Genomic DNA, 20,255 nt, shown 5'->3' with positions numbered 1-20,255 from the left:
GCCCACCGGGCACCAGCAGTTCCCCCCAACCCACCGCACGCGCGCGGCGTGTGCGAGACCCCCATGGAGAACACCAGCATGAGCAAGCGGAACAGCCAGGCGGCGAGGACGGCGGCCCGGGAGCGGCTGCGCGCCGAGCGCGAGCGCGAGGCGAAGCGGGCGAAGGTCAAGCGGCAGATCGTCGTCGCCTGCTCGGTCGTCGGCGTCCTGGCGATAGCCGGCGGCGTCGGCTACGCCCTCGTCCAGGCCAACAAGCCGGGCGCCTGGGAGGCGGCGGCCGAGGAGAAGGTCGTCGCCCCGGCCAACACCTCGGGCAAGAACGGCACGACCGTCGTGATCGGCAAGGACAGCGCCAAGAAGACGCTGAAGCTGTACGAGGACCCGCGCTGCCCGGTCTGCGCCTCGTTCGAACAGTCGGTCGGCCCGACCATCCTCGAGGACTACGAAGCCGGCAAGTACAAGCTCCAGTTCATCGGCGGCACCTTCCTCGACGGCGACACCCGGGAGGGCGACCGCATGGCGGTCGGTGCCCACGGCGAGGGCTCCAAGAACGCGATGAGCGCGCTGGGCGCGGCCCTGAACGTGAGCCCGGAGGCGTTCCTCGAGTTCAAGGAGGCCCTCTACTCCGCGAAGTGGCACCCGCAGGAGTCTCAGGACAAGTTCAAGGACGACGACTACCTGATCGAGATCGCCGACTCGACCGACGCCCTGAAGAACAACAAGAAGTTCCAGGACGCCGTCAAGAACGGCACGTTCGACGCCTGGGCGCTCGCGATGTCGTACACCTTCAACACCAACAAGGACGACGTGCAGGGCACGCCCAGCCTGATCATGGACGGCAAGAAGCTGACGGGCGCGGACGGGCAGAACACGCCCATGACTCCCGAGGACTTCAGGACGGCCGTCGACAAGGCTCTGAAGGGCTGACGCCGCCGCACGACGGCCGTCGCCCCGGGGAGTGACGGCCGTCGCGGTCGGCCGGAATGATCTTTGACGATGACCCCGGGTCTGACATATACATGTCATGACCATTTCTCGAAAAGGGGGAATCATCATGTCTTTTCGTGTGAAGTCCATCCTGGGTGCCGTGGTCGCGGGAGCGGCCACGGTGATGCTCGCGTCCGCTCCGGCGGCCGCGGGCACCAATGTCTTCGTCGCCACGACGGACCCGTTCAACGGCGGGGGCGCCGGCTTCCACGCGGACGGTGAGATCTTCACCGTCTGCGACAACCGCGCCGACGGCATGCGGGCGAGCGGCCACATCGGCTGGATCGACTCGAAGGCCTCGCACTGGATCAAGCTGGAGGACGCCAACGGCTCCGGCAACTCCTGCGCCCGCAAGAACCTGTCGATCGGCGAGGGCATCTCCGTGACGGTGCAGATCTGCCTGAAGGACGGCGCCAAGGGCACGGCGAAGTACTGCGCCACCAAGCGCGGCAAGGCGTAACCCGGCCTCCCGGCCGGACGTCCGGGATCCGCTGGACGAAGAGTGGGCGAACTTTGGCGAGTTCGCCCACTCGGGCGTGTACCTGTCAGTAACCTGATCGGCTGTGACCAGTCGATACAGATCATCCGAGAACGGCGTCCCGGCCACCGCCGGCGCCACCTCCCCCTCCCCGCGCAGACGTACGGTGGTGAAGGCGGCCGCCGCCACCGCGGTGCTCGCCGCGCCGCTCGCCGGGGCGCTGCCGGCGCGGGCCGCGGCCACCCAGGCGCCCGCGTTCCTGCACGGCGTGGCCTCCGGTGACCCCCTGCCGGACGGTGTCCTGCTCTGGACGCGCGTGACCCCGGCGCCCGAGGCGATACCCGGCTCCGGTGCCGGGCCGGACACCGAGGTCAGCTGGACCGTCGCCCGGGACCGGGCGTTCACCGACGTCGTCGCGCGCGGGACCACCCTCGCCACCGCCGCGTCCGACCACACCGTGAAGGCGGACATCCGCGGCCTGTCGCCCGCCACCGACTACTGGTTCCGCTTCTCCGCCGGCGGGGCCGACTCCCCCGTCGCCCGCACCCGCACCGCCCCCGCCGCCGACGCCGCCGTGGGCGGGCTGCGCTTCGGCGTGGTCTCGTGCTCCAACTACGAGGCCGGCCACTTCGCCGCCTACCGCCACCTCGCGGCCCGCGGCGACCTCGACGCCTGGCTGCACCTCGGCGACTACATCTACGAGTACGGCACCGGCGAGTACGGCTCCCGCGGCCGGGCCGTCCGCCCGCAGGCCCCGGCCCACGAGATCGTCACCCTCGCCGACTACCGCGTGCGGCACGCCCACTACAAGACCGACCCGGACCTCCAGGCGCTGCACGCGGCGGCACCGGTCGTGGCGATCTGGGACGACCACGAGTTCGCCAACGACACCTGGTCCGGCGGCGCCGAGAACCACACCGAGGGGCCCGAGGGCGCCTGGGCCGCGCGCCAGGCCGCCGCCAAGCAGGCGTACTTCGAGTGGATGCCGGTGCGTCCCGCGCTGGCGGGCACCACCTACCGGCGGCTGCGCTTCGGCAAGCTCGCCGACCTGTCGCTGCTGGACCTGCGCTCGTTCCGGGACCAACAGGTTTCCGTCGGCAAGGGCGAGGTCGACGACCCCGACCGCACCCTCACCGGCCGGGCCCAGCTGGACTGGCTGAAGGCGGGCCTGAGCGCGTCGGACACCGCCTGGCGGCTGGTCGGCACCTCGGTGATGATCTCGCCGTTCGCCGTCGGGGCGCTGCCCGCCAGCCTGTTGAAGCCGCTCGCCAAGCTGCTGGGCCTGCCGCAGGAGGGCATCGCCCTCAACACCGACCAGTGGGACGGCTACACCGACGACCGCCGGGAACTCCTCGCCCACCTGCGGACGAACGGCATCCGCAACACCGTCTTCCTCACCGGTGACATCCACATGGCGTGGGCCAACGACGTGCCGGTGAACGCGGGCACCTACCCCGCCTCCCCGTCGGCCGCCACGGAGTTCGTGGTCACGTCGGTCACCTCCGACAACCTCGACGACATCGTCCGGGTGCCGGAGGGCACCGTCTCCGCCGTCGCCTCCCCGCTGATCCGCGCCGCCAACCGGCACGTCCGCTGGGTCGACACCGACCGCCACGGCTACGGCGTCCTGGACCTCACGGCCCAGCGCGCGCAGATGGACTACTACGTGCTGGCCGACCGCGCCGACCGGAACACCGCCGCCACGTGGGTCCGCTCGTACCGGACGCTCACCGGCACGCAGAAGGTCGAACGCGTCCACACCCCGGTCTGACCGGCCCCGGCCGGGGTACCCGGCCCGGTTCAGTCCTGGAGCGAGCCGAGGAAGCCGAGCGCCACCCGCCAGGTGGCCTCGGCGGCCTCCTCGTCGTAGTCCGGCAGGTCCGGGTCGGTGTAGAGGTGGCCGGCACCGGCGTACCGGTACACCTCGATGTCGGCACCGGCCCGGCCCAGCTGGAGGTACCAGGCGCTGAGCCAGTCGTCGGTCTCGAACGGGTCCGGCTCGGCGACGTGCAGCTGCACCGGCAGCTCGTCCACCGAGGCGTTCGCGGCGATGTCCGAGGTGCCGTGCAGGAGCAGCAGCCCGCGGGCCTTGTCGTCGCCCAGGGCGAGCGTCTGGGCCACGGAGGCGCCGAAGGAGAACCCGGCGTAGACCAGTCCGCGCTCGGAGTACGGCGCGGCGGCCAGGACCGCCCGCTTGAGCAGCTCGTCCTTGCCCGTCTCCTCCTGGTGGGCCATGCCCTCCTCGACCGTCTCGAACGTGCGGCCCTCGAAGAGGTCCGGCGTCCACACCTCGTGTCCGGCCGCGCGCAGCCGGTCCGCGGCCTGCCGGACGGCGGGCCTCAGGCCGTAGGTCGAGTGAAAGAGCATGATGTTCATGACGCCCATGGTGCCAGCCGGTCCGGCCCCGGCGGCGCCCGGCGGGAGGCAGAACCGGACGTAGGTCACAGGTTCACGCGGGCGCGGGCCGGTTAGGTTCGCAGACATGGATGACGTGCTCCGCCCGCTGATCGTGGTCGGCGGTTCGGTCCTGCTGACGCTGCTGCTCGGCTGGGCGACCGACCGTCTGCTGCGCAAGGCCGACGAACGCCACCACGACACTCCGTTGTGGGGGCTGCTGCGCCGTGCCCGCGTTCCCTGGCAACTGGTGCTGTGCGCCGCCCTGCTCAGAGCGTCCTACGTCGAGGCCCGCGTGTTCCCCGACCACCGGGAGAGCGTCGGCAGGATCCTGACCCTGGTGCTCATCGGGTCCACCGCCTATCTGGTGATCAGGATCGCGGCGGCGGTCGTGGAGACCACCTACACCCGGTACGCCAACGCGCAGTACCACCGCGATCCGGCGCGGGTGCGCCGGGTGCGCACCCAGGTGACGCTGATCAGGCGGGTGGTGTCGGCGGTCGTCGGCGTGGTGGCGGTGGCCGCGATGCTGCTGACCTTCCCCGCGATGCGCGCCGCCGGCGCCTCGCTGCTGGCCTCGGCCGGCATCCTCGGCATCGTCGCCGGTGTGGCGGCGCAGTCCACCCTGGGCAACATGTTCGCCGGGCTGCAGATCGCGTTCGGCGACATGGTGCGCATCGGCGACACGGTGGTGGTGGACGGCGAGTGGGGCACGGTCGAGGAGATCACCCTCACCTTCCTGACCGTCCGCACCTGGGACGAGCGCCGGATCACCATGCCCGTGTCCTACTTCACGTCGAAGCCGTTCGAGAACTGGTCGCGCGGTACGCCGCAGATGACCGGCACCGTCTTCTGGCACTTCGACCACCGGGCCCCGCTGGAGGCGATGCGCGAGAAGCTGCGCGACATCCTGCGGGAGTGCCCGGCCTGGGACGGCCGGGCCTACAACCTGACCGTGACGGACACCACGCCCACCACCATGGAGGTGCGGGCCCTGGTCACCGCCAAGGACGCCGACGACATATGGACGGTCCGGGTCACGGTCCGCGAGCAGATGATCCGCTGGCTGGCCGCCGAGCACCCCTACGCCCTGCCGCGGGTCACCACGGCGGGCGCTCCGGAGCGTGCCCCGGCCGACGCGGACGGCCGCCGCCGCACGGCCCCGGTACCGGCCGCCCGGCGCCCGCGCCTGTCCAAGAAGGACGGGTGAGGACGGCCGGGTACGCGCGGGGCAGGGCGACGGCCGCCCTCAGTGGCCGCGTTCGGCGCCGCCGTTGACCTGGATGATCTGCGAGGTGATGTGCGCCGCGCCCGGGGAGGCGAGCCAGTGCAGGGTGGCGGCGACGTCCCCGGGCGTCCCGACCCGCCCGGTGGACGTCTCGGCCGCCAGCCGGGCCCGCCGCTCCTCGTCGATGCCGTCGCCGAAGAAGGCGGTGTCCTCGACGTAGCCGGGCGCGACCACGTTGACGGTGATGCCGTGCGGGCCCAGCCGCCGGGCCAGGTCGTGCGCGTAGGGGTGCAGTCCCGCCTTGGCCGCCGCGTAGGCGACCTGCCCGGAGCCTCGGTAGGCGGCGATGGAGCTGAGGAACAGGACCCGCCCCCCGGGCTCGGCGAGCCGGTCCCGCAGTGCCTCGGTGAGCAGGACGGCGGTGAGCACGTTGAGCCGGAAGTTGACCGTCCAGTGGCGGGCGACGGCGTCCAGCGGGTCGTCGCCGCCGGCCGGCGGTTCGAGCAGGCCGTTCCCGCCGGCGCTGTGGATCAGGACGTCCACGGCGCCGAACTCCCGGCCGACGAAGGCCGCCACGCCCCGTACCGCCTCCGGGTCGGCCAGGTCGGCCGCGTGCGTCAGGGCGCCCGGCACCTCCGCCCGCTCCAGCACGTCACCGCGCCGTCCGAGCAGCAGCACCCGGTCCCCGTCCGCGGCGAACGTCCGTGCCGCCGCCAGCCCGATCCCCGTACCGCCCCCGCTGATCACCACGTTTCGCGTCATGCCCCGACCCTACGAACGGAACGGGCCCCGGCCGCGGCGCGCCGCACGGGACACGCCCGCCGGTGCGCGGCCTACCGCAGGCTGCGCACGTCCAGGTGGCGCAGGACCCGGTCGACGACCTCCGGGTGGGCGCCCGCCTCGCTGCGCGCGGCCAGCACCTCGTGCCGTGCGGCGCTGAGCAGTTCCTGCTGGATGCGGCGGATCCGCTTGGCCCGGCGGGCGCGCTGCCGGTGCGCCTCGCGCCGTTCCTCGTCGGCCATGTCCGGGCTGATGCGCACCCCGATGTCGAACGCGGTGCGCTGCATCTGCTCGGAGAGTTCCTCCGTCAGCTCCTCGGACTCCTCCAGCTCCCGCAGCCGCGCTTTGGCCGCCCTGGCCGCCCGGATCGCGAGTTCGCGCTCGTAGGCCTGCTCGCGGGCGGTGTCGGCCCGGACGCCCAGGCGTCGGACCATCCAGGGCAGGGTCACCCCCTGGAGCAGCAGCGTCGCCATGATCACGCCGAACGCGATGAAGATGATCTCGCTGCGTCCGGGGAACGGCTCCCCGGACTCCGTCTCCAGGGGGATGGCGAGGGCCAGGGCGACGGAGGCCACGCCGCGCATGCCCGACCACCACATGACCACGGTCTCCCGCCAGCCGAGGGGGATCTCCTCGCCGGTGTCGCGGGCGACGTGCAGCCGTTTCGTCAGCCAGGTCGCCGGCAGCAGCCAGGCGAGGCGGACCAGCACGACCACGGCCACCACCGCTCCGGCCCAGCCGAGCAGTTCGCCCCAGTGGCCGGCCGCGGTGTCGACGGCGTTGTGCAGTTCGAGGCCGACCAGGCCGAAGGCGATCCCGGTGACGAGGGTGTCGACGATGTCCCAGAAGGCGTGCCCGGCGAGCCGGGTCATCACGGCGTCGGCGTCGGTGGCGTACTCGACCAGGAACAGGGCGGCGGTGAGCACCGCGAGCACCCCGGAACCGTGCATCTCCTCGGCGAGGACGTAGGCGGCGAAGGGCACCAGCAGGCTCAGGGCGATCTGCAGGGTGGCGTCGCCGAGCCGGTCCATCAGCCGGTTGGCGGCCCAGCCCAGGGCGAGCCCGACGGCGACCGCCACCACCGCGGACAGGACCAGGTCCAGCCCGGCCTCCCAGGCGGAGAAGGAGCCGGTGACGGCGGCGGCGATCGCCACGTGGTAGAGCACGATGGCGGTCACGTCGTTGAACAGGCCCTCGCCCTCCAGGATCGACACCAGGCGGCGGGGCAGGCCGAGCTTGCCGGCGACGGCGGTCGCCGCGATGGGGTCGGGCGGTGCCACCAGCGCGCCCAGCGCGACCGCGGCGGCGATCGGCAGGCCCGGCACGATCGTGTGCGCGACGGCGGCCACGCAGAAGGTGGTGACGAAGACGAGCGCCACCGCGAGCAGCAGGATGGGCCTGACGTTGGCCGCGAACTGCCGCCAGGAGGTGCGGCGCACGGCCGCGTACAGCAGCGGCGGGAGCAGCAGCGGCAGGATCAGGTCGGGCGGGACGTCCACGTTCGGTACGAAGGGCAGCAGCGCCAGGACGATGCCGAAGACCGTCATCAGCACCGGCGACGGCAGCCCCAGCCGGTCCGCGACCGGAACGCTCACCACGGCCGCGAGCAACAGGGCGAACAACAGGGCCAGCTGATCCACGGTCACGGCTCCGGAACGAATCGACGGTCTGGGCTGTCCGGCACGAGCGCGAGCGGATCACCAGCCTGCCACGCCGCCGCCCCGGGGCCCGGTTGCGCCGGGCGCCCTACAGGGCGCGCCGCATGGCCCGGTGCGGCATCCCCGCGTCCGCGAACTCCGGTCCGTACGCCTCGTACCCCAGTCGCTCGTAGAAACGCAGGGCGTGCGTCTGGGCGTGCAGGTCGACGGCGGTGAGCCCGCGGGCGCGGGCGGCGTCCTCCAGGGCGCGCACCAGGGCGGCCCCGACGCCGAGGCCGCGCGCCTCGCGGAGCACCGCCAGCCGGCCGAGGGAGCCGACCTCCGGGCCGCCGCCGGTGCGCTCCGCGGCGGCGGCGCCGTGCAGCAGCCGGCCGGTGCCCAGCGGGCGGCCGTCCGCGCCGACCGCCAGCACGTGCACGGCACCGGCGTCGTGGGCGTCGTACTCGATGTCCTCGGGAACGCCCTGTTCGGCGACGAAGACCTCCCTGCGCACGGCGAAGCACGCCTCCCGGTCGGCGGCGTCCACCGCTTCGCGGACCGTGGGGCCGGCGGTCGTCGCCGTCATGCGTAGGTCTCCTCCCGGACCGTGTCCAGCGCCTGCTGGAGGTCGTCCGGGTAGTCGCTGGCGTACTCCACCCACTGCCCGTCGCCGGGGTGCTCGAAGCCGAGCCGCACCGCGTGCAGCCACTGGCGGGTCAGCCGGAGCCGCTTGGCGAGGGTGGGGTCGGCCCCGTAGGTCAGGTCGCCGACGCAGGGGTGGCGGTGGGCCGCCATGTGCACGCGGATCTGGTGCGTGCGCCCGGTCTCCAGCTTCACGTCGAGCAGGGAGGCCGCGCGGAACGCCTCGATCAGGTCGTAGTGCGTGACGGACGGCTTGCCCTCGGCGGTGACCGCCCACTTGTAGTCGTGGTGCGGGTGCCGGCCGATGGGGGCGTCGATGGTGCCGCTGGTCGGGTCGGGGTGGCCCTGGACGAGCGTGTGGTAGCGCTTGTCGACCGTGCGCTCCTTGAACTGGCGCTTCAGCGACGTGTAGGCGTACTCGGACTTGGCGACGACCATGAGGCCGGAGGTGCCGACGTCCAGGCGGTGGACGATGCCCTGGCGCTCGGCGGCGCCGGACGTCGAGATGCGGTACCCGGCGGCGGCGAGGCCGCCGATCACCGTCGGCCCGGTCCAGCCCGGCGAGGGGTGCGCGGCGACCCCGACGGGCTTGGCGATCACCACGACGTCGTCGTCGTCGTGCACGATGACCATGCCCTCGACGGGCTCGGCGACCACCCGCACCGGCGCGGGGGCCTGCGGCATCTCGACCTCGAGCCAGGCGCCGCCGCTGACCCGCTCCGACTTGCCGACCACCGATCCGTCGACCGTGACCTTCCCCGCGGCGGCGAGTTCGGCCGCCTTGGTCCGGGAGAAGCCGAACATGCGGGAGATGGCGGCGTCGACGCGCTCGCCCTCCAGGCCGTCGGGCACGGGCAGGGTACGGATCTCGGGAAGCGTGCTCACCCCGTCGAGTATGCCGGACCGCGGCGACCGCCCCGTACGCGCGTTCAGTCCTTGTGGACGGTGCCGTCCGGGTCGAGGCCCCGGAACGACAGCAGCACGATCAGGATGCCGCCGCACACGATCGCCGAGTCGGCCAGGTTGAACACGGCGAAGTGCTTCGGCGCGATGAAGTCGACGACCGCGCCCTGGAAGACCCCCGGGGAGCGGAAGATCCGGTCCGTGAGGTTGCCGAGGGCACCGCCGAGCAGCAGGCCGAGCGCGATCGCCCAGGGCAGGCTGTACAGCTTCCGGGCCAGCCGGATGATCACCACGATCACCACGGCGGCGATCGCCGTGAAGATCACGGTGAAGGCCTCGCCGAAGCCGAACGCGGCGCCCGCGTTGCGGATCGCCTCGAACCTCAGCCAGTCCCCGATGATCTCGATCGGCTCGTGGTGCTCCAGCTTCGCGACCACGATCATCTTGCTGATCAGGTCGAGGGCGTAGGCGAAGGCGGCGACGGCGAACAGCACCATCACCCTCCGCCTGCCCCGGGGACGCCCGGTCTCCTCCCGCGCCTCGGCGTCCTGGGCATCGGCCCGCTCCTGCCCGTCCCGGCCGGCGTCCGGGGATTCCGGCGTACCGATGATGCGCTCCGCCTCTGCCACGTGAGTCCCTCAACCTAGGTACCTGACTGAGGACGAGGGTACGACACGCCGTACGCGGCCCACCTGCTCAGTCGGCATCCGGGTCCGGTCAGTAGCGCCGCTCCTGCTTCTGCTTGCACTCCACGCACAGCGTGGCCCGGGGGAACGCCTGCATGCGGGCCTTGCCGATGGGGTTGCCGCAGTTCTCGCACAGGCCGTAGGTGCCGGTGTCCAGGCGCTGCAGGGCGTGCTCGGACTGGGTCAGCATCTCGCGGGCGTTGGCCGCCAGCGCCAGCTCGTGCTCCCGCGTGATGTTCTTGGTGCCGGTGTCGGCCTGGTCGTCGCCCGCGCCGTCCCCGGAGTCCCGCATCAGGCCGGCCAGGGACCGCTCCGAGGAGGAGATCTCCTCGCGCAGCCGCAGCACCTCGGACATCAGCCCGGCGCGTGCCTCCTCGACCTCCTCCGGCGTCCAGGGCTCCTCGCCCGGACGCACCGCGAGATCGCCGGGCTCCGCCGCGCCGATCCGTGCCTTGGGTACGGCGGTCGTGGCCGCCGTGGCCGTGCCCGGAGTCTTCTTAGCGCCCACCGTCGTCGCTCCCGTCTGCGGTGCGGTCGTGTCCGCGCCCGCGTCAGTGGCCGTGCCGCGCCCGGCCGTGTCGTGTGTGCCCCCGTCGTCCCCGGTGGTGCCCTTGCCCGCCCCGCCCGCTCCCCCGGTGCCGGCCCGCCCCCCGGCGGCGCCACGGGTCTTCCCGGCCGCGCGCCCGGCCCCGGTGTCCTTCCCGGCTGCGGTGCGCTTCCCCGGGGCGGGCGCCCCGGCGTCCGCCGGCGCCGCGGCGGCGGTGTCCCGCCCGGTCCGCGGTTCCTTCTCCGGGGCGCCCTTCCCGGCGCCCGCGGCCTTCCGTCCGGCGGATGCCCGCTTTCCCGCCGCCGGCTGCCCGGCGGCGTCCTCCGGGGTGCCCGCGCGGGCCGTACCGGTGTCCGCCGTCGCCTTCATGCCCGTGCCCGCCTTTCCGCCCGCGGCCGTCCCCCCGCGTGCGGCCGCGGTGCCGTCCGCGGCCGTGCGTCCCGCGGCTGCCCCGGATCCGGCGGACGCCTTCGCGCCCGCCGCTTTCTTCCCGGGGGTCGCCTTCCGCTCGCTCGCCTTCCTGCCCGCGGACGCCTTGGCGCCCGGGGCGGCCTTCGTCCCGGCAGGCGCCTTCCGAGCCGCCGGTCCCGTCCCGCCGGCCTTCGCCTTCGCCTTCGCCGGGTCCTTCGCCCTCCCCCGGTCCGCCGCCGCGGTGCCCTTCGCGGTCCCGGCATCCTCGGCCGTCCCGGGTGCCTTCGTGGTCCCGGCGTCCTCGGCCGTCCCGGGTGCCTTCGCGGTCCCGGCGTCCGTGTCCGTCCCCGTCTTCCGCTCCGGGTCCGGCGCACGCGCCCCGGCCTTCTTCGCCCCGGCGCTCCCGCCCGCCGCCCGGCCCGCGGACGGCCCGCGGGCCGTCCGCGCCGCGGTCTTCCGCGCCGGGTCCGCCGCCCGCTTCCGCCCGGCTCCACCGTCGGCAGCGTGCCCGGCGTCGCCGGACGCCGACTGCTGTACGGCGGTCTTCTTCGCCACCATGGCCGCGGCCCCTTCACATTTTGTGATCTTGCGCGCGAATCGTGCTGGGACGATAAATCGACTCGACCCCCACGGCAACGGGGCACACCGCCCGATTCCCCCGCCCCGCGGGCACCGCGCGGCGAGCCTGCATGCGTTGTGCCCAGCTCCCCGCCGGGTATGCCGCCCGGACGCACCTCCCGGGGATCCGGAACGGCACGGGTCGCCATTCGGGGCATGCCGCGCGTCCCGGCCACGCGGAAACCGGTCGGCCGCCGTCCGCCGCGCGCCGTACACTGGGCGCAGCGAAAAGCGTGGATGGGGACGAGTAGCGGCGTAGGCAGCCCAGAGCGACCCGGGGACGGTGTGAGCCCGGGGGCGAGCGCGACGTGAAGATCACCCCGGAGCCGCCGGAAGAAAGCCGCAGCGAGCAGCCGCGGCGAGTAGACCCGGCATCGCGACCCCAATGAGGGGGCTCACCGGCGCACACCACGCACCGGGGGGCCAAGGAGGGTGGTACCGCGGGAGCGCGCCGACGGCGGCGCACAGACACAGCTCTCGTCCCTCCGGACGGAAGGCAGCAAGTCCGCCGGAGGAAGCCCGCTGATGACAACGCCGACGTACCGACCGGTACCCGCCCAGGTCGACCTGCCCGCGCTCGAACACGCGGTGCTCGACTTCTGGCGCGAGCAGAAGATCTTCGCCAAGAGCCTGGAGCAGTCCCAGGGCCGCCCCGAGTGGGTGTTCTACGAGGGCCCGCCCACCGCCAACGGCATGCCCGGCGCCCACCACATCGAGGCCCGGGTCTTCAAGGACGTCTTCCCCCGCTTCCGCACCATGCGCGGCTACCACGTCGGCCGCAAGGCGGGCTGGGACTGCCACGGCCTGCCGGTCGAGCTGGCCGTGGAGAAGGAGCTGGGCTTCTCCGGCAAGCAGGACATCGAGGCGTTCGGCATCGCCGAGTTCAACGCCAAGTGCCGCGAGTCGGTGACCCGGCACACGGACGCCTTCACCGAGCTGACCCACCGCATGGGCTACTGGGTCGACCTCGACGACGCCTACCGCACCATGGACCCCGAGTACATCGAGTCCGTCTGGTGGTCGCTGAAGGAGATCTTCGGCAAGGGACTGCTGGTCCAGGACCACCGCGTCGCCCCCTGGTGCCCGCGCTGCGGCACCGGCCTGTCCGACCACGAGCTGGCCCAGGGCTACGAGACGGTCGTCGACCCGTCCGTCTACGTCCGCTTCCCGCTCACCTCCGGCCCGCTGGCCGGCGAGGCGGCGCTGCTGGTGTGGACGACCACGCCCTGGACGCTGGTGTCGAACACCGCCGTCGCCGCGCACCCCGAGGTCAGCTACGTCGTCGCGACGAACGGCCCCGAGGGCACAGAGAAGCTGGTCGTCGCCGAGCCGCTGCTCGCCAAGGCGCTCGGCGAGGGCTGGGAGGCCACCGGCGAGACCTTCACCGGCGCCGACATGGAGCGCTGGACCTACCGGCGCCCCTTCGAGCTGGTGGAGTTCCCCGAGCCCGCGCACTACGTGGTCAACGCCGACTACGTCACCACCGAGGACGGCACCGGTCTGGTCCACCAGTCCCCCGCCTTCGGTGAGGACGACCTCAAGGTGTGCCGCGCCTACGGCCTGCCCGTGGTGAACCCGGTCCGTCCCGACGGCACCTTCGAGGAGGACGTCCCGCTGGTCGGCGGCGTCTTCTTCAAGAAGGCCGACGAGAAGCTGACCGAGGACCTGGACGCCCGCGGCCTGCTCTTCCGGCACACCCCGTACGAGCACAGCTACCCGCACTGCTGGCGCTGCCACACCGCGCTGCTCTACTACGCGCAGCCGTCCTGGTACATCCGCACCACGGCGATCAAGGACCGGCTGCTGGAGGAGAACGAGGGCACCAACTGGTTCCCGGACTCCGTCAAGCACGGCCGGTACGGCGACTGGCTGACCAACAACATCGACTGGGCGCTGTCCCGCAACCGCTACTGGGGCACTCCGCTGCCCATCTGGCGCTGCGCCGAGGACCACCTCACCTGCGTCGGCTCGCTCGCCGAGCTGACCGAGCTGACCGGGACCGACCAGTCGGGCCTCGACCCGCACCGTCCGTTCATCGACGAGGTCACCTTCGCCTGCCCCGAGGACGGCTGCGGCGCCACGGCCACCCGCGTGCCGGAGGTCATCGACGCCTGGTACGACTCGGGCTCGATGCCGTTCGCGCAGTGGGGCTACCCGTACAAGAACAAGGAGCTGTTCGAGTCCCGCTACCCGGCGCAGTTCATCTGCGAGGCCATCGACCAGACCCGCGGCTGGTTCTACACGCTGATGGCGGTCGGCACCCTGGTCTTCGACAAGTCCTCCTACGAGAACGTCGTCTGCCTCGGGCACATCCTCGCCGAGGACGGCCGCAAGATGTCCAAGCACCTGGGCAACATCCTGCAGCCGATCCCGTTGATGGACCAGCACGGCGCGGACGCGGTGCGCTGGTTCATGGCGGCCGGCGGCTCCCCCTGGGCGGCCCGCCGGGTGGGCCACGGCACCATCCAGGAGGTGGTCCGCAAGACGCTGCTCACGTACTGGAACACGGTCGCCTTCCAGGCCCTGTACGCGCGTACGTCCGGCTGGGCGCCGTCCGAGGCCGACCCGGCGCCGGCCGACCGCCCGGTGCTGGACCGCTGGCTGCTCTCCGAACTGCACGCCCTCACCGAGCAGGTGACCCAGGCGCTGGAGGGGTACGACACCCAGCGGGCCGGCAAGCTGCTGTCCGCGTTCGTCGACGACCTGTCCAACTGGTACGTGCGCCGCTCGCGCCGCCGCTTCTGGCAGGGCGACAAGGCCGCGCTGCGCACGCTCCACGAGGTGGTGCAGACGGTCACCCAGCTGATGGCGCCGCTCACCCCGTTCATCACCGAGCGGGTCTGGCAGGACCTGGTGGTCCCGGTCACCCCGGGAGCGCCGGAGTCGGTGCACCTGTCGTCCTGGCCGGAGGCCGACCTCAGCGCCGTCGACCCCGAACTGTCGCGGCAGATGGTGCTGGTGCGCCGCCTGGTGGAGCTGGGGCGGGCGACGCGTGCCGAGTCGGGGGTGAAGACGCGTCAGCCGCTCAGCCGCGCCCTGGTGGCCGCGTCCGGCTTCGCCGCGCTCTCCCCCGAGCTGCACGCGCAGATCACCGAGGAGCTGAACGTCGAGTCCCTGGCGTCGCTGTCCGAGGTGGGCGGCTCCCTGGTGGACACGACGGCCAAGGCCAACTTCCGCGCGCTGGGCAAGCGGTTCGGCAAGCGCGTCCAGGACGTGGCCAAGGCGATCGCGCGGACCGACGCCGCCGCGCTGTCCCAGGCACTGCGCGAGGGCACCGCCTCGGTGGAGGTCGACGGGGAGAAGGTCGACCTCGCCCCGGACGAGGTGATCATCACCGAGACCCCGCGCGAGGGCTGGTCGGTGGCCTCCGACGCCGGTGCCACGGTCGCCCTGGACCTGGAGATCACCGAGGAGCTGCGCCGGGCGGGCCTGGCCCGGGACGCGATCCGGCTGATCCAGGAGGCCCGCAAGAACAGCGGCCTGGACGTCGCCGACCGCATCGCGCTCCGCTGGACGGCCGAGGACCCCGCGACCGTCGCCGCGCTGGAGGAGCACGCGGCCCTCATCTCCGACGAGGTCCTCGCGACGGACTTCGCCCGGGGTGAGGCCGACGACACGTTCGGTACGCCGTTCACCGACGCGGGCCTGGCCCTGACGTTCCGCCTGCGCCGGGTGTGACCCACGGGACGCGTCCCGCGCCGAGGGGTGCGGGACGCGTCCCCGTGCGGGTGCCGGACCGGCGGGCGCCTCACGCCCCGGCGGCACCGCACCGCACGTACCCCGAAGGGCGGGCCCCCGGAATCACCCGGGGGCCCGCCCTTCGGCGTTGCGTACGTCGGACAGCCGGTCCGTGGTCGAACACACGCCGCACGGACGTGTGGACGCGCGTAGCACGAGGGCGGGGCCCCGGTCTGGTGAAGACCGGGGCCCCGCCCTGAACGCTGCCGAGCGCTACGCCGTACTCATGGCCACGGGGGCCGTCAGTTGTCGTCCTCGTCGATGAGGAAGCCGCGCATCGGCGAGGGAGCCTGACCCATCGGGCCCGGACCCTGCGGACGCACCGGCGCCATCGGCTGGGTCATCGCCGGCTGCATCTGCTGCTGGCCGCCGCCGTAGGACGGGCCGCCGGACTGGCCGGGACCGCCCATGGGCTGGTTGCCGCCGTAGGACGGCGCACCGGCACCGGCCGGAGCCATCGAGGGCGCCGGGGACGGCGGCAGCGACGGAGCGGCGCTCGCGGGCTGACGCGGCGGGGCGAGCGAGTCGTCCGCCTGGGTCTCCAACTGACGCAGCTGCGACTCCAGGTAGGACTTCAGGCGGGTGCGGTACTCGCGCTCGAAGCCGCGCAGGTCCTCGACCTTGCGCTCCAGCGTGGCGCGGGCGGACTCCAGCGAGCCCATCGCGACACGGTGCTTCTCCTGCGCGTCCCGCTCCAGGGCGTCGGCCTTGGCACGGGCGTCCCGCTCCAGGCCCTCGGCACGCGAACGCGCCTCGCCCACGATCTTGTTGGCCTCACTGCGGGCCTCCGCGATCGCCTGGTCGGCGGTCTGCTGCGCCAGCGACAGCACGCGCGCGGCGCTGTCGCCGCCGGGGCCGCCCTGCTGGCCGGGAAGACCGGGAGGACCGCCCATGGGGCCGCCCATCGGGCCGCCGTGGCCCATCTGCCCCTGCATCGGGCCGCCCTGGCCCATCGGTCCGGGACCCTGACCCATCGGGCCGGGACCCTGCGGACCGCCCTGACCGCCGGGGCCGGCGGGCAGCTGCGGAGCGCCGCTGGGCAGCTGCGGCGGGCCCCCCATGGGGCCGCCCATCTGCTGCGGCGGGCCCGATATGCCGGCGGGCACCGGTGCACCGGGACCTCGCATGCCCTGCTGGGGCATGCCCTGGGGCGGACCCTGGGGTGGCCCCTGCTGGTCCTGCTCCGGTGGTTTGCGCATGTTCTGCTGGTTCTGCGCGGCGGCGCGCGTGGCCGCGGCCAGCTTGGCGCGCAGGTCCTCGTTCTCGCGCAGCAGGCGCGTCAGTTCGGCTTCGACCTCGTCGAGGAAGGCATCGACCTCGTCCTCGTCATAGCCTTCTCGGAGGCGGACGGTCGTGAACTGCTTGTTCCGCACGTCCTCGGGGGTCAACGGCATCTCTTCACCTCAGCGTAGTCATCGGCAGTCGGCAGGCCCATGTCGTCCACAGTCACCTCAGTGCATTGCCCACGATGGTGATCAGGATGTAGACGATGATCATCAATACGAAGAAGGACAGGTCGAGCGCCACGCCCCCGAGACGCAGCGGCGGGATGAACCGCCGCAACAGCTTCAGCGGTGGATCGGTGACAGTGTAGGTGGCCTCCAGGACGACCACCATCGCCTTGCCGGGTTGCCATGAGCGGGCGAACTGGAAGACGTAGTCCATGACCAGACGGAAGATGAGGACGATCAGGAACACCATCAGCGCGATGTAGATCACCTGCAAGAACACGCTCATGGCCTGTCTGTTCCCTCTCCCCTGTGTCCTGCTCGTCCGGTCTCACGTCTCAGCTCTGGTTGAAGAACCCGCCCTCTGCGATGCGGGCCTTGTCCTCCGCCGTGACATCGACGTTAGCAGGCGACAACAGGAACACCTTCTGCGTCACCCGCTCGATGCTGCCGTGAAGACCAAACACCAAACCGGCCGCAAAGTCGACAAGTCGCTTCGCGTCTGTGTCATCCATCTCAGTCAGATTCATGATCACCGGAGTGCCCTCACGGAAGTGTTCCCCGATGGTACGGGCCTCGTTGTAGGTCCGGGGGTGAAGTGTGGTGATCCGGTAAGGCTCTCGTTCCGACACGACCTTGGGCATGATCACCGGTGCGTTCTTCTCCAGGCTTGCGCGTTCTTGTGTGATGGATGCCACGGGCGCGATGCGCGCCGGGCGTGCCGATTCCGCGGGCAGCGAAGCGGCACGGGCGACCGGTTCACGGGGGGCGGGCGGCTGTACGACTCGTACCTCTTCGTCCCTTTGGGGCTGAAGTGAGCCGTGTGACGCGTGCGACGGTTCGTGCCGCCGGCGGTCCCGCTCGGGTTCGGGGTCGAGTTCGGGTTCAAAGTCGTCGTCTGGGTCGAATCCGCGGCCGTCGTACCCATCGTCCTCCACGAGGCCGAGGTAGACCGCCATCTTGCGCATCGCGCCGGCCATGCTTCGAGTCCTCCGCTCTGTGGTGGATCCGCTGACGACCGCCAAGTGCCCGCGATCCACGAGGTCCTTTACCCCCGCTGTCCGGCGGTATTGACCATATTTTCTGCTGTGGTCCGACTTCTTGGCGACGTTACCCGAGCGCGGGGCGGACTCCGAGTACCGCACTGCCGACGCGTACATGTGTCGCACCGGCGGCCACGGCCTGTTCGAGGTCCGCGCTCATCCCCGCGGAGACCATGTTCGCAGCCGGATGGGCCCTGCGCAGGTCGGTCGACAAATCCATCAACCGCTCGAACGCCGCCTGTTGACGCCCGGCGTACTCGCCGGTGAGCGGGGCGACGGTCATCAGGCCGTCCAGCCGCAGCCCTTCGGCCCCCGCGACCAGGTCGGCCAGCTCCCCGATCCCGCCGGGAGCGACCCCGCCGCGCTCGCCCCGGGCGGCCTCGCCCGCGTCCAGCGCGACCTGGATCAGGCACCCGACCTCGCGCCCGGCGCGGACCGCCTCCTTGGAGAGGGAGGTCACCAGCCGGGCCCGGTCGACGGACTGCACCAGGTGCGCGTAACCGGTCACCGAGCGGACCTTGTTGGTCTGCAACTGACCGACGAAGTGCCACGTCAGCGGCAGATCCGCGCACGCGGCCGCCTTCGGGGCGGCGTCCTGGTCCCGGTTCTCCGCCACATGACGCACACCGAGTTCCGACAGGATCCGCACATCGCTCGCGGGGAAGGTCTTGGTGACGACGATGAGGGTGACCTCGTCGCGCGCACGTCCGGCGGCGGCGCACGCGGCAGCGATCCGCTGTTCCACTTCCGCCAGGTTTGCGGCGATTTCCTGCTTACGGTCCGTCATGCCCCATCAGTCCAGCCACACATAGCCGGCGAGCCGACCCGTGGTGCGGTCGCGGCGGTACGAGAAGTGATCATCGGACTCCAGTGTGCACACCGGGGAGTGCTCCCTCTCGCGCACCCCCAACCGTTCGAGCTGCGCGTGCACGCCCGCGCCCACGTCGACCGCCGGCGTGCCCCAGCTCGTCTCGGCGTACGCCGAGGGCTCTGCCGCGGCGACCTCGTCGCGCATCGCCCCGGGCACCTCGTAGCACCGGCCGCACACGGCCGGGCCGGAGCGGGCGACGATCCGCGCCGGGTCGGCGCCGAGTCCGGTCATGGCCCGCACGGCGGCCGGGACCACTCCGGCGACCAGGCCGGGCCGGCCCGCGTGGGCCGCCGCGACGACACCGGCCACCGGGTCGGCGAGCAGCACCGGAACGCAGTCGGCGGTGAGCACGGCGAGGGCGAGGCCCCGCCGGGCGGTGACGACCGCGTCGACCTCGGGGACCGGACGGTCGCCCCAGGGCTCGTCGACGACGGCCGTGGCGGCCCCGTGCACCTGGTTCATCCAGACCACGCGGGACGAATCCAGGCCCAGGTGCTTCGCGGCCGCTTCCCGGTTGGCGCGGACGGCGCCGGGATCGTCGCCGACCGCTCCCCCGAGGTTGAGCTCCTCATACGGAGCGGCGCTCACCCCGCCCCACCGGTCGGTGAAGGCGAAGTGCGCGCCGCTCACGCTCTCGCGCAGACCTATCACTTCAGGAAGTCCGGTACGTCCAGCTCCTCGGCCGCGCTGTCGGCGTAGGTCCGGGACGGGGGCACCGGCGGCTGGGCGATCGGCAGGTCGGTCACCGGCTCCGGGGCGACCGGCTCCGGGTCCTCCTTCGGCGTGACGCTGCCGAGGGACCCGAAGGACGGGCGGCTCTCGGGCCGGGCGGCCGGGGCGGGCTCCTCACGCTTGGCCGAGGTCGAGCCGAGGACGTTGTCCCGCTTGGCCGGCGGCTGTCCGCCGTCGAAGCCGGCCGCGATCACGGTGACCCGGACCTCGTCGCCGAGGGCGTCGTCGATCACCGCGCCGAAGATGATGTTGGCCTCGGGGTGGGCGGCCTCGCTCACCAGCTGGGCGGCCTCGTTGATCTCGAACAGGCCGAGGTCCGAGCCGCCGGAGATGCTCAGCAGCACGCCCCGCGCGCCGTCGATGGAGGCCTCGAGCAGCGGCGAGGAGATCGCCATCTCCGCCGCGGCCACCGCGCGGTCGTCGCCGCGGGCGGAGCCGATGCCCATGAGGGCCGAACCGGCCTCCGACATGACCGACTTGACGTCGGCGAAGTCGAGGTTGATCAGGCCGGGGGTGGTGATGAGGTCGGTGATGCCCTGGACACCGGACAGCAGGACCTGGTCCGCCGACTTGAACGCGTCGAGCACCGAGACCTGGCGGTCCGAGATGGACAGCAGCCGGTCGTTGGGGATGACGATGAGGGTGTCGACCTCTTCGCGGAGCTCGGCGATGCCGTCCTCGGCCTGGTTCGCGCGCCGCCGCCCCTCGAAGGTGAACGGGCGCGTGACCACACCGATGGTGAGGGCGCCGAGCGAGCGGGCGATGTTGGCGACGACGGGTGCGCCGCCGGTGCCGGTGCCGCCGCCTTCACCGGCCGTCACGAAGACCATGTCGGCCCCCTTGAGGACCTCCTCGATCTCCTCGCGGTGGTCCTCGGCGGCCTTGCGGCCGACGGCCGGGTTGGCTCCGGCGCCGAGTCCGCGGGTGAGTTCGCGGCCGACGTCCAGCTTGACGTCGGCGTCGCTCATCAACAGAGCTTGCGCGTCGGTGTTGATGGCGATGAACTCGACGCCCTTGAGACCGACCTCGATCATCCGGTTGATGGCATTGACACCACCGCCGCCGACACCGATGACTTTGATGACTGCGAGGTAGTTCTGCGGTGCTGCCAC

The 20,255-nt window shown here is 72.4% G+C and carries 18 protein-coding genes; 5 read left to right on the top strand and 13 right to left on the bottom strand.

The genetic code is table 11. The features are described 5' to 3' along the window. The first annotated feature begins 78 nt into the window (after positions 1-78). The 3 genes from ACSU53_RS23430 (at position 79) to ACSU53_RS23420 (ending at position 3,236) form a co-directional block, all read left to right on the top strand. Positions 79-927 (top strand): thioredoxin domain-containing protein, encoded by an 849-nt coding sequence (locus tag ACSU53_RS23430; protein ID WP_437030686.1) that lies wholly within the window; start codon positions 79-81, stop codon positions 925-927. A gap of 127 nt (positions 928-1,054) precedes the next feature. Beyond that, positions 1,055-1,447, top strand: coding sequence for a hypothetical protein (locus ACSU53_RS23425; RefSeq protein WP_437030684.1), 393 nt, complete (start codon positions 1,055-1,057; stop codon positions 1,445-1,447). 103 nt (positions 1,448-1,550) lie between these two features. After that, positions 1,551-3,236, top strand: a complete 1,686-nt coding sequence (locus tag ACSU53_RS23420; protein WP_437030682.1) for an alkaline phosphatase D family protein — start codon at positions 1,551-1,553, stop codon at positions 3,234-3,236. A 29-nt stretch (positions 3,237-3,265) separates the two neighbouring features. On the opposite strand, the gene ACSU53_RS23415 is transcribed toward ACSU53_RS23420, so the two are convergent. Beyond that, a complete protein-coding gene (locus ACSU53_RS23415) occupies positions 3,266-3,841 on the bottom strand; it encodes a dienelactone hydrolase family protein (RefSeq protein WP_437030680.1) in 576 nt (191 codons plus the stop codon). A gap of 106 nt (positions 3,842-3,947) precedes the next feature. On the opposite strand from ACSU53_RS23415, the gene ACSU53_RS23410 reads away from it, so the two are divergent. After that, on the top strand, positions 3,948-5,069 hold the full coding sequence (locus ACSU53_RS23410; protein ID WP_437030678.1) for a mechanosensitive ion channel family protein: 1,122 nt from the start codon (positions 3,948-3,950) through the stop codon (positions 5,067-5,069). 39 nt (positions 5,070-5,108) lie between these two features. Here the strand turns inward: ACSU53_RS23410 and ACSU53_RS23405 are convergent, their stop codons facing one another. From ACSU53_RS23405 to ACSU53_RS23380, 6 genes are all read right to left on the bottom strand, one after another. Continuing rightward, the gene (locus ACSU53_RS23405) at positions 5,109-5,849 is read right to left on the bottom strand and encodes an SDR family NAD(P)-dependent oxidoreductase (protein WP_437030676.1); all 741 of its coding nucleotides are present in this window, start codon (positions 5,847-5,849) and stop codon (positions 5,109-5,111) included. 71 nt (positions 5,850-5,920) lie between these two features. After that, the gene (locus ACSU53_RS23400; protein WP_437033364.1) at positions 5,921-7,507 is read right to left on the bottom strand and encodes a Na+/H+ antiporter; all 1,587 of its coding nucleotides are present in this window, start codon (positions 7,505-7,507) and stop codon (positions 5,921-5,923) included. A gap of 106 nt (positions 7,508-7,613) precedes the next feature. Continuing rightward, positions 7,614-8,090, bottom strand: a complete 477-nt coding sequence (locus tag ACSU53_RS23395) for a GNAT family N-acetyltransferase (RefSeq protein ID WP_437030674.1) — start codon at positions 8,088-8,090, stop codon at positions 7,614-7,616. Beyond that, entirely contained in the window at positions 8,087-9,031 is a 945-nt protein-coding gene (locus ACSU53_RS23390) for an RluA family pseudouridine synthase (protein ID WP_437030672.1), read from the bottom strand. Before ACSU53_RS23390 ends, ACSU53_RS23395 begins: the two co-directional genes overlap by 4 nt. Before the next feature lie 44 nt (positions 9,032-9,075). After that, positions 9,076-9,678, bottom strand: a complete 603-nt coding sequence (gene lspA, locus ACSU53_RS23385) for a signal peptidase II (protein ID WP_437030670.1) — start codon at positions 9,676-9,678, stop codon at positions 9,076-9,078. 88 nt (positions 9,679-9,766) lie between these two features. Next, positions 9,767-11,251 carry a TraR/DksA family transcriptional regulator gene (locus tag ACSU53_RS23380; RefSeq protein ID WP_437030668.1) on the bottom strand — a complete coding sequence of 495 codons (1,485 nt, stop codon included), beginning with the start codon at positions 11,249-11,251 and terminating at the stop codon, positions 9,767-9,769. Positions 11,252-11,836: 585 nt separating this feature from the next. Between ACSU53_RS23380 and ileS the strand changes: the two genes are divergently transcribed. Further along, on the top strand, positions 11,837-14,989 hold the full coding sequence (gene ileS, locus ACSU53_RS23375; protein ID WP_437030666.1) for an isoleucine--tRNA ligase: 3,153 nt from the start codon (positions 11,837-11,839) through the stop codon (positions 14,987-14,989). A 302-nt stretch (positions 14,990-15,291) separates the two neighbouring features. On the opposite strand, the gene ACSU53_RS23370 is transcribed toward ileS, so the two are convergent. The 6 genes from ACSU53_RS23370 to ftsZ form a co-directional block, all read right to left on the bottom strand. After that, the gene (locus tag ACSU53_RS23370; RefSeq protein ID WP_437030664.1) at positions 15,292-16,443 is read right to left on the bottom strand and encodes a DivIVA domain-containing protein; all 1,152 of its coding nucleotides are present in this window, start codon (positions 16,441-16,443) and stop codon (positions 15,292-15,294) included. Positions 16,444-16,495: 52 nt separating this feature from the next. Further along, positions 16,496-16,786 carry a YggT family protein gene (locus tag ACSU53_RS23365; RefSeq protein WP_362089036.1) on the bottom strand — a complete coding sequence of 97 codons (291 nt, stop codon included), beginning with the start codon at positions 16,784-16,786 and terminating at the stop codon, positions 16,496-16,498. Between the two features lie 49 nt (positions 16,787-16,835). Beyond that, the gene (locus ACSU53_RS23360; RefSeq protein WP_362089037.1) at positions 16,836-17,477 is read right to left on the bottom strand and encodes a cell division protein SepF; all 642 of its coding nucleotides are present in this window, start codon (positions 17,475-17,477) and stop codon (positions 16,836-16,838) included. Positions 17,478-17,607: 130 nt separating this feature from the next. Next, the gene (locus tag ACSU53_RS23355) at positions 17,608-18,327 is read right to left on the bottom strand and encodes a YggS family pyridoxal phosphate-dependent enzyme (protein ID WP_437030661.1); all 720 of its coding nucleotides are present in this window, start codon (positions 18,325-18,327) and stop codon (positions 17,608-17,610) included. Positions 18,328-18,333: 6 nt separating this feature from the next. After that, positions 18,334-19,062 (bottom strand): peptidoglycan editing factor PgeF, encoded by a 729-nt coding sequence (pgeF, locus tag ACSU53_RS23350; protein WP_437030660.1) that lies wholly within the window; start codon positions 19,060-19,062, stop codon positions 18,334-18,336. Beyond that, a complete protein-coding gene (gene ftsZ, locus ACSU53_RS23345; RefSeq protein ID WP_432055210.1) occupies positions 19,059-20,255 on the bottom strand; it encodes a cell division protein FtsZ in 1,197 nt (398 codons plus the stop codon). Before ftsZ ends, pgeF begins: the two co-directional genes overlap by 4 nt.

It is taken from the genome of Streptomyces sp. enrichment culture, from assembly GCF_964273255.1.
Taxonomy (GTDB): Bacteria; Actinomycetota; Actinomycetes; order Streptomycetales; family Streptomycetaceae; genus Streptomyces.
This window is presented reverse-complemented; position numbering and strand designations above follow the sequence as displayed.

Excerpts from the sequence above, each read along its gene's own strand:
- ACSU53_RS23405 (WP_437030676.1), bottom strand. The coding sequence starts at position 5,849 with ATGACGCGAAACGTGGTGATCAGCGGGGGCGGTACGGGGATCGGGCTG.
- ACSU53_RS23395 (WP_437030674.1), bottom strand. The coding sequence starts at position 8,090 with ATGACGGCGACGACCGCCGGCCCCACGGTCCGCGAAGCGGTGGACGCC.
- ACSU53_RS23380 (WP_437030668.1), bottom strand. The coding sequence starts at position 11,251 with ATGGTGGCGAAGAAGACCGCCGTACAGCAGTCGGCGTCCGGCGACGCC.
- ACSU53_RS23365 (WP_362089036.1), bottom strand. The coding sequence starts at position 16,786 with ATGAGCGTGTTCTTGCAGGTGATCTACATCGCGCTGATGGTGTTCCTG.
- ACSU53_RS23360 (WP_362089037.1), bottom strand. The coding sequence starts at position 17,477 with ATGGCCGGCGCGATGCGCAAGATGGCGGTCTACCTCGGCCTCGTGGAG.
- ACSU53_RS23415 (WP_437030680.1), bottom strand. The coding sequence starts at position 3,841 with ATGAACATCATGCTCTTTCACTCGACCTACGGCCTGAGGCCCGCCGTC.
- ileS (WP_437030666.1), top strand. The coding sequence starts at position 11,837 with ATGACAACGCCGACGTACCGACCGGTACCCGCCCAGGTCGACCTGCCC.
- ACSU53_RS23355 (WP_437030661.1), bottom strand. The coding sequence starts at position 18,327 with ATGACGGACCGTAAGCAGGAAATCGCCGCAAACCTGGCGGAAGTGGAA.
- ACSU53_RS23370 (WP_437030664.1), bottom strand. The coding sequence starts at position 16,443 with ATGCCGTTGACCCCCGAGGACGTGCGGAACAAGCAGTTCACGACCGTC.
- ACSU53_RS23430 (WP_437030686.1), top strand. The coding sequence starts at position 79 with ATGAGCAAGCGGAACAGCCAGGCGGCGAGGACGGCGGCCCGGGAGCGG.
- ACSU53_RS23425 (WP_437030684.1), top strand. The coding sequence starts at position 1,055 with ATGTCTTTTCGTGTGAAGTCCATCCTGGGTGCCGTGGTCGCGGGAGCG.
- ACSU53_RS23410 (WP_437030678.1), top strand. The coding sequence starts at position 3,948 with ATGGATGACGTGCTCCGCCCGCTGATCGTGGTCGGCGGTTCGGTCCTG.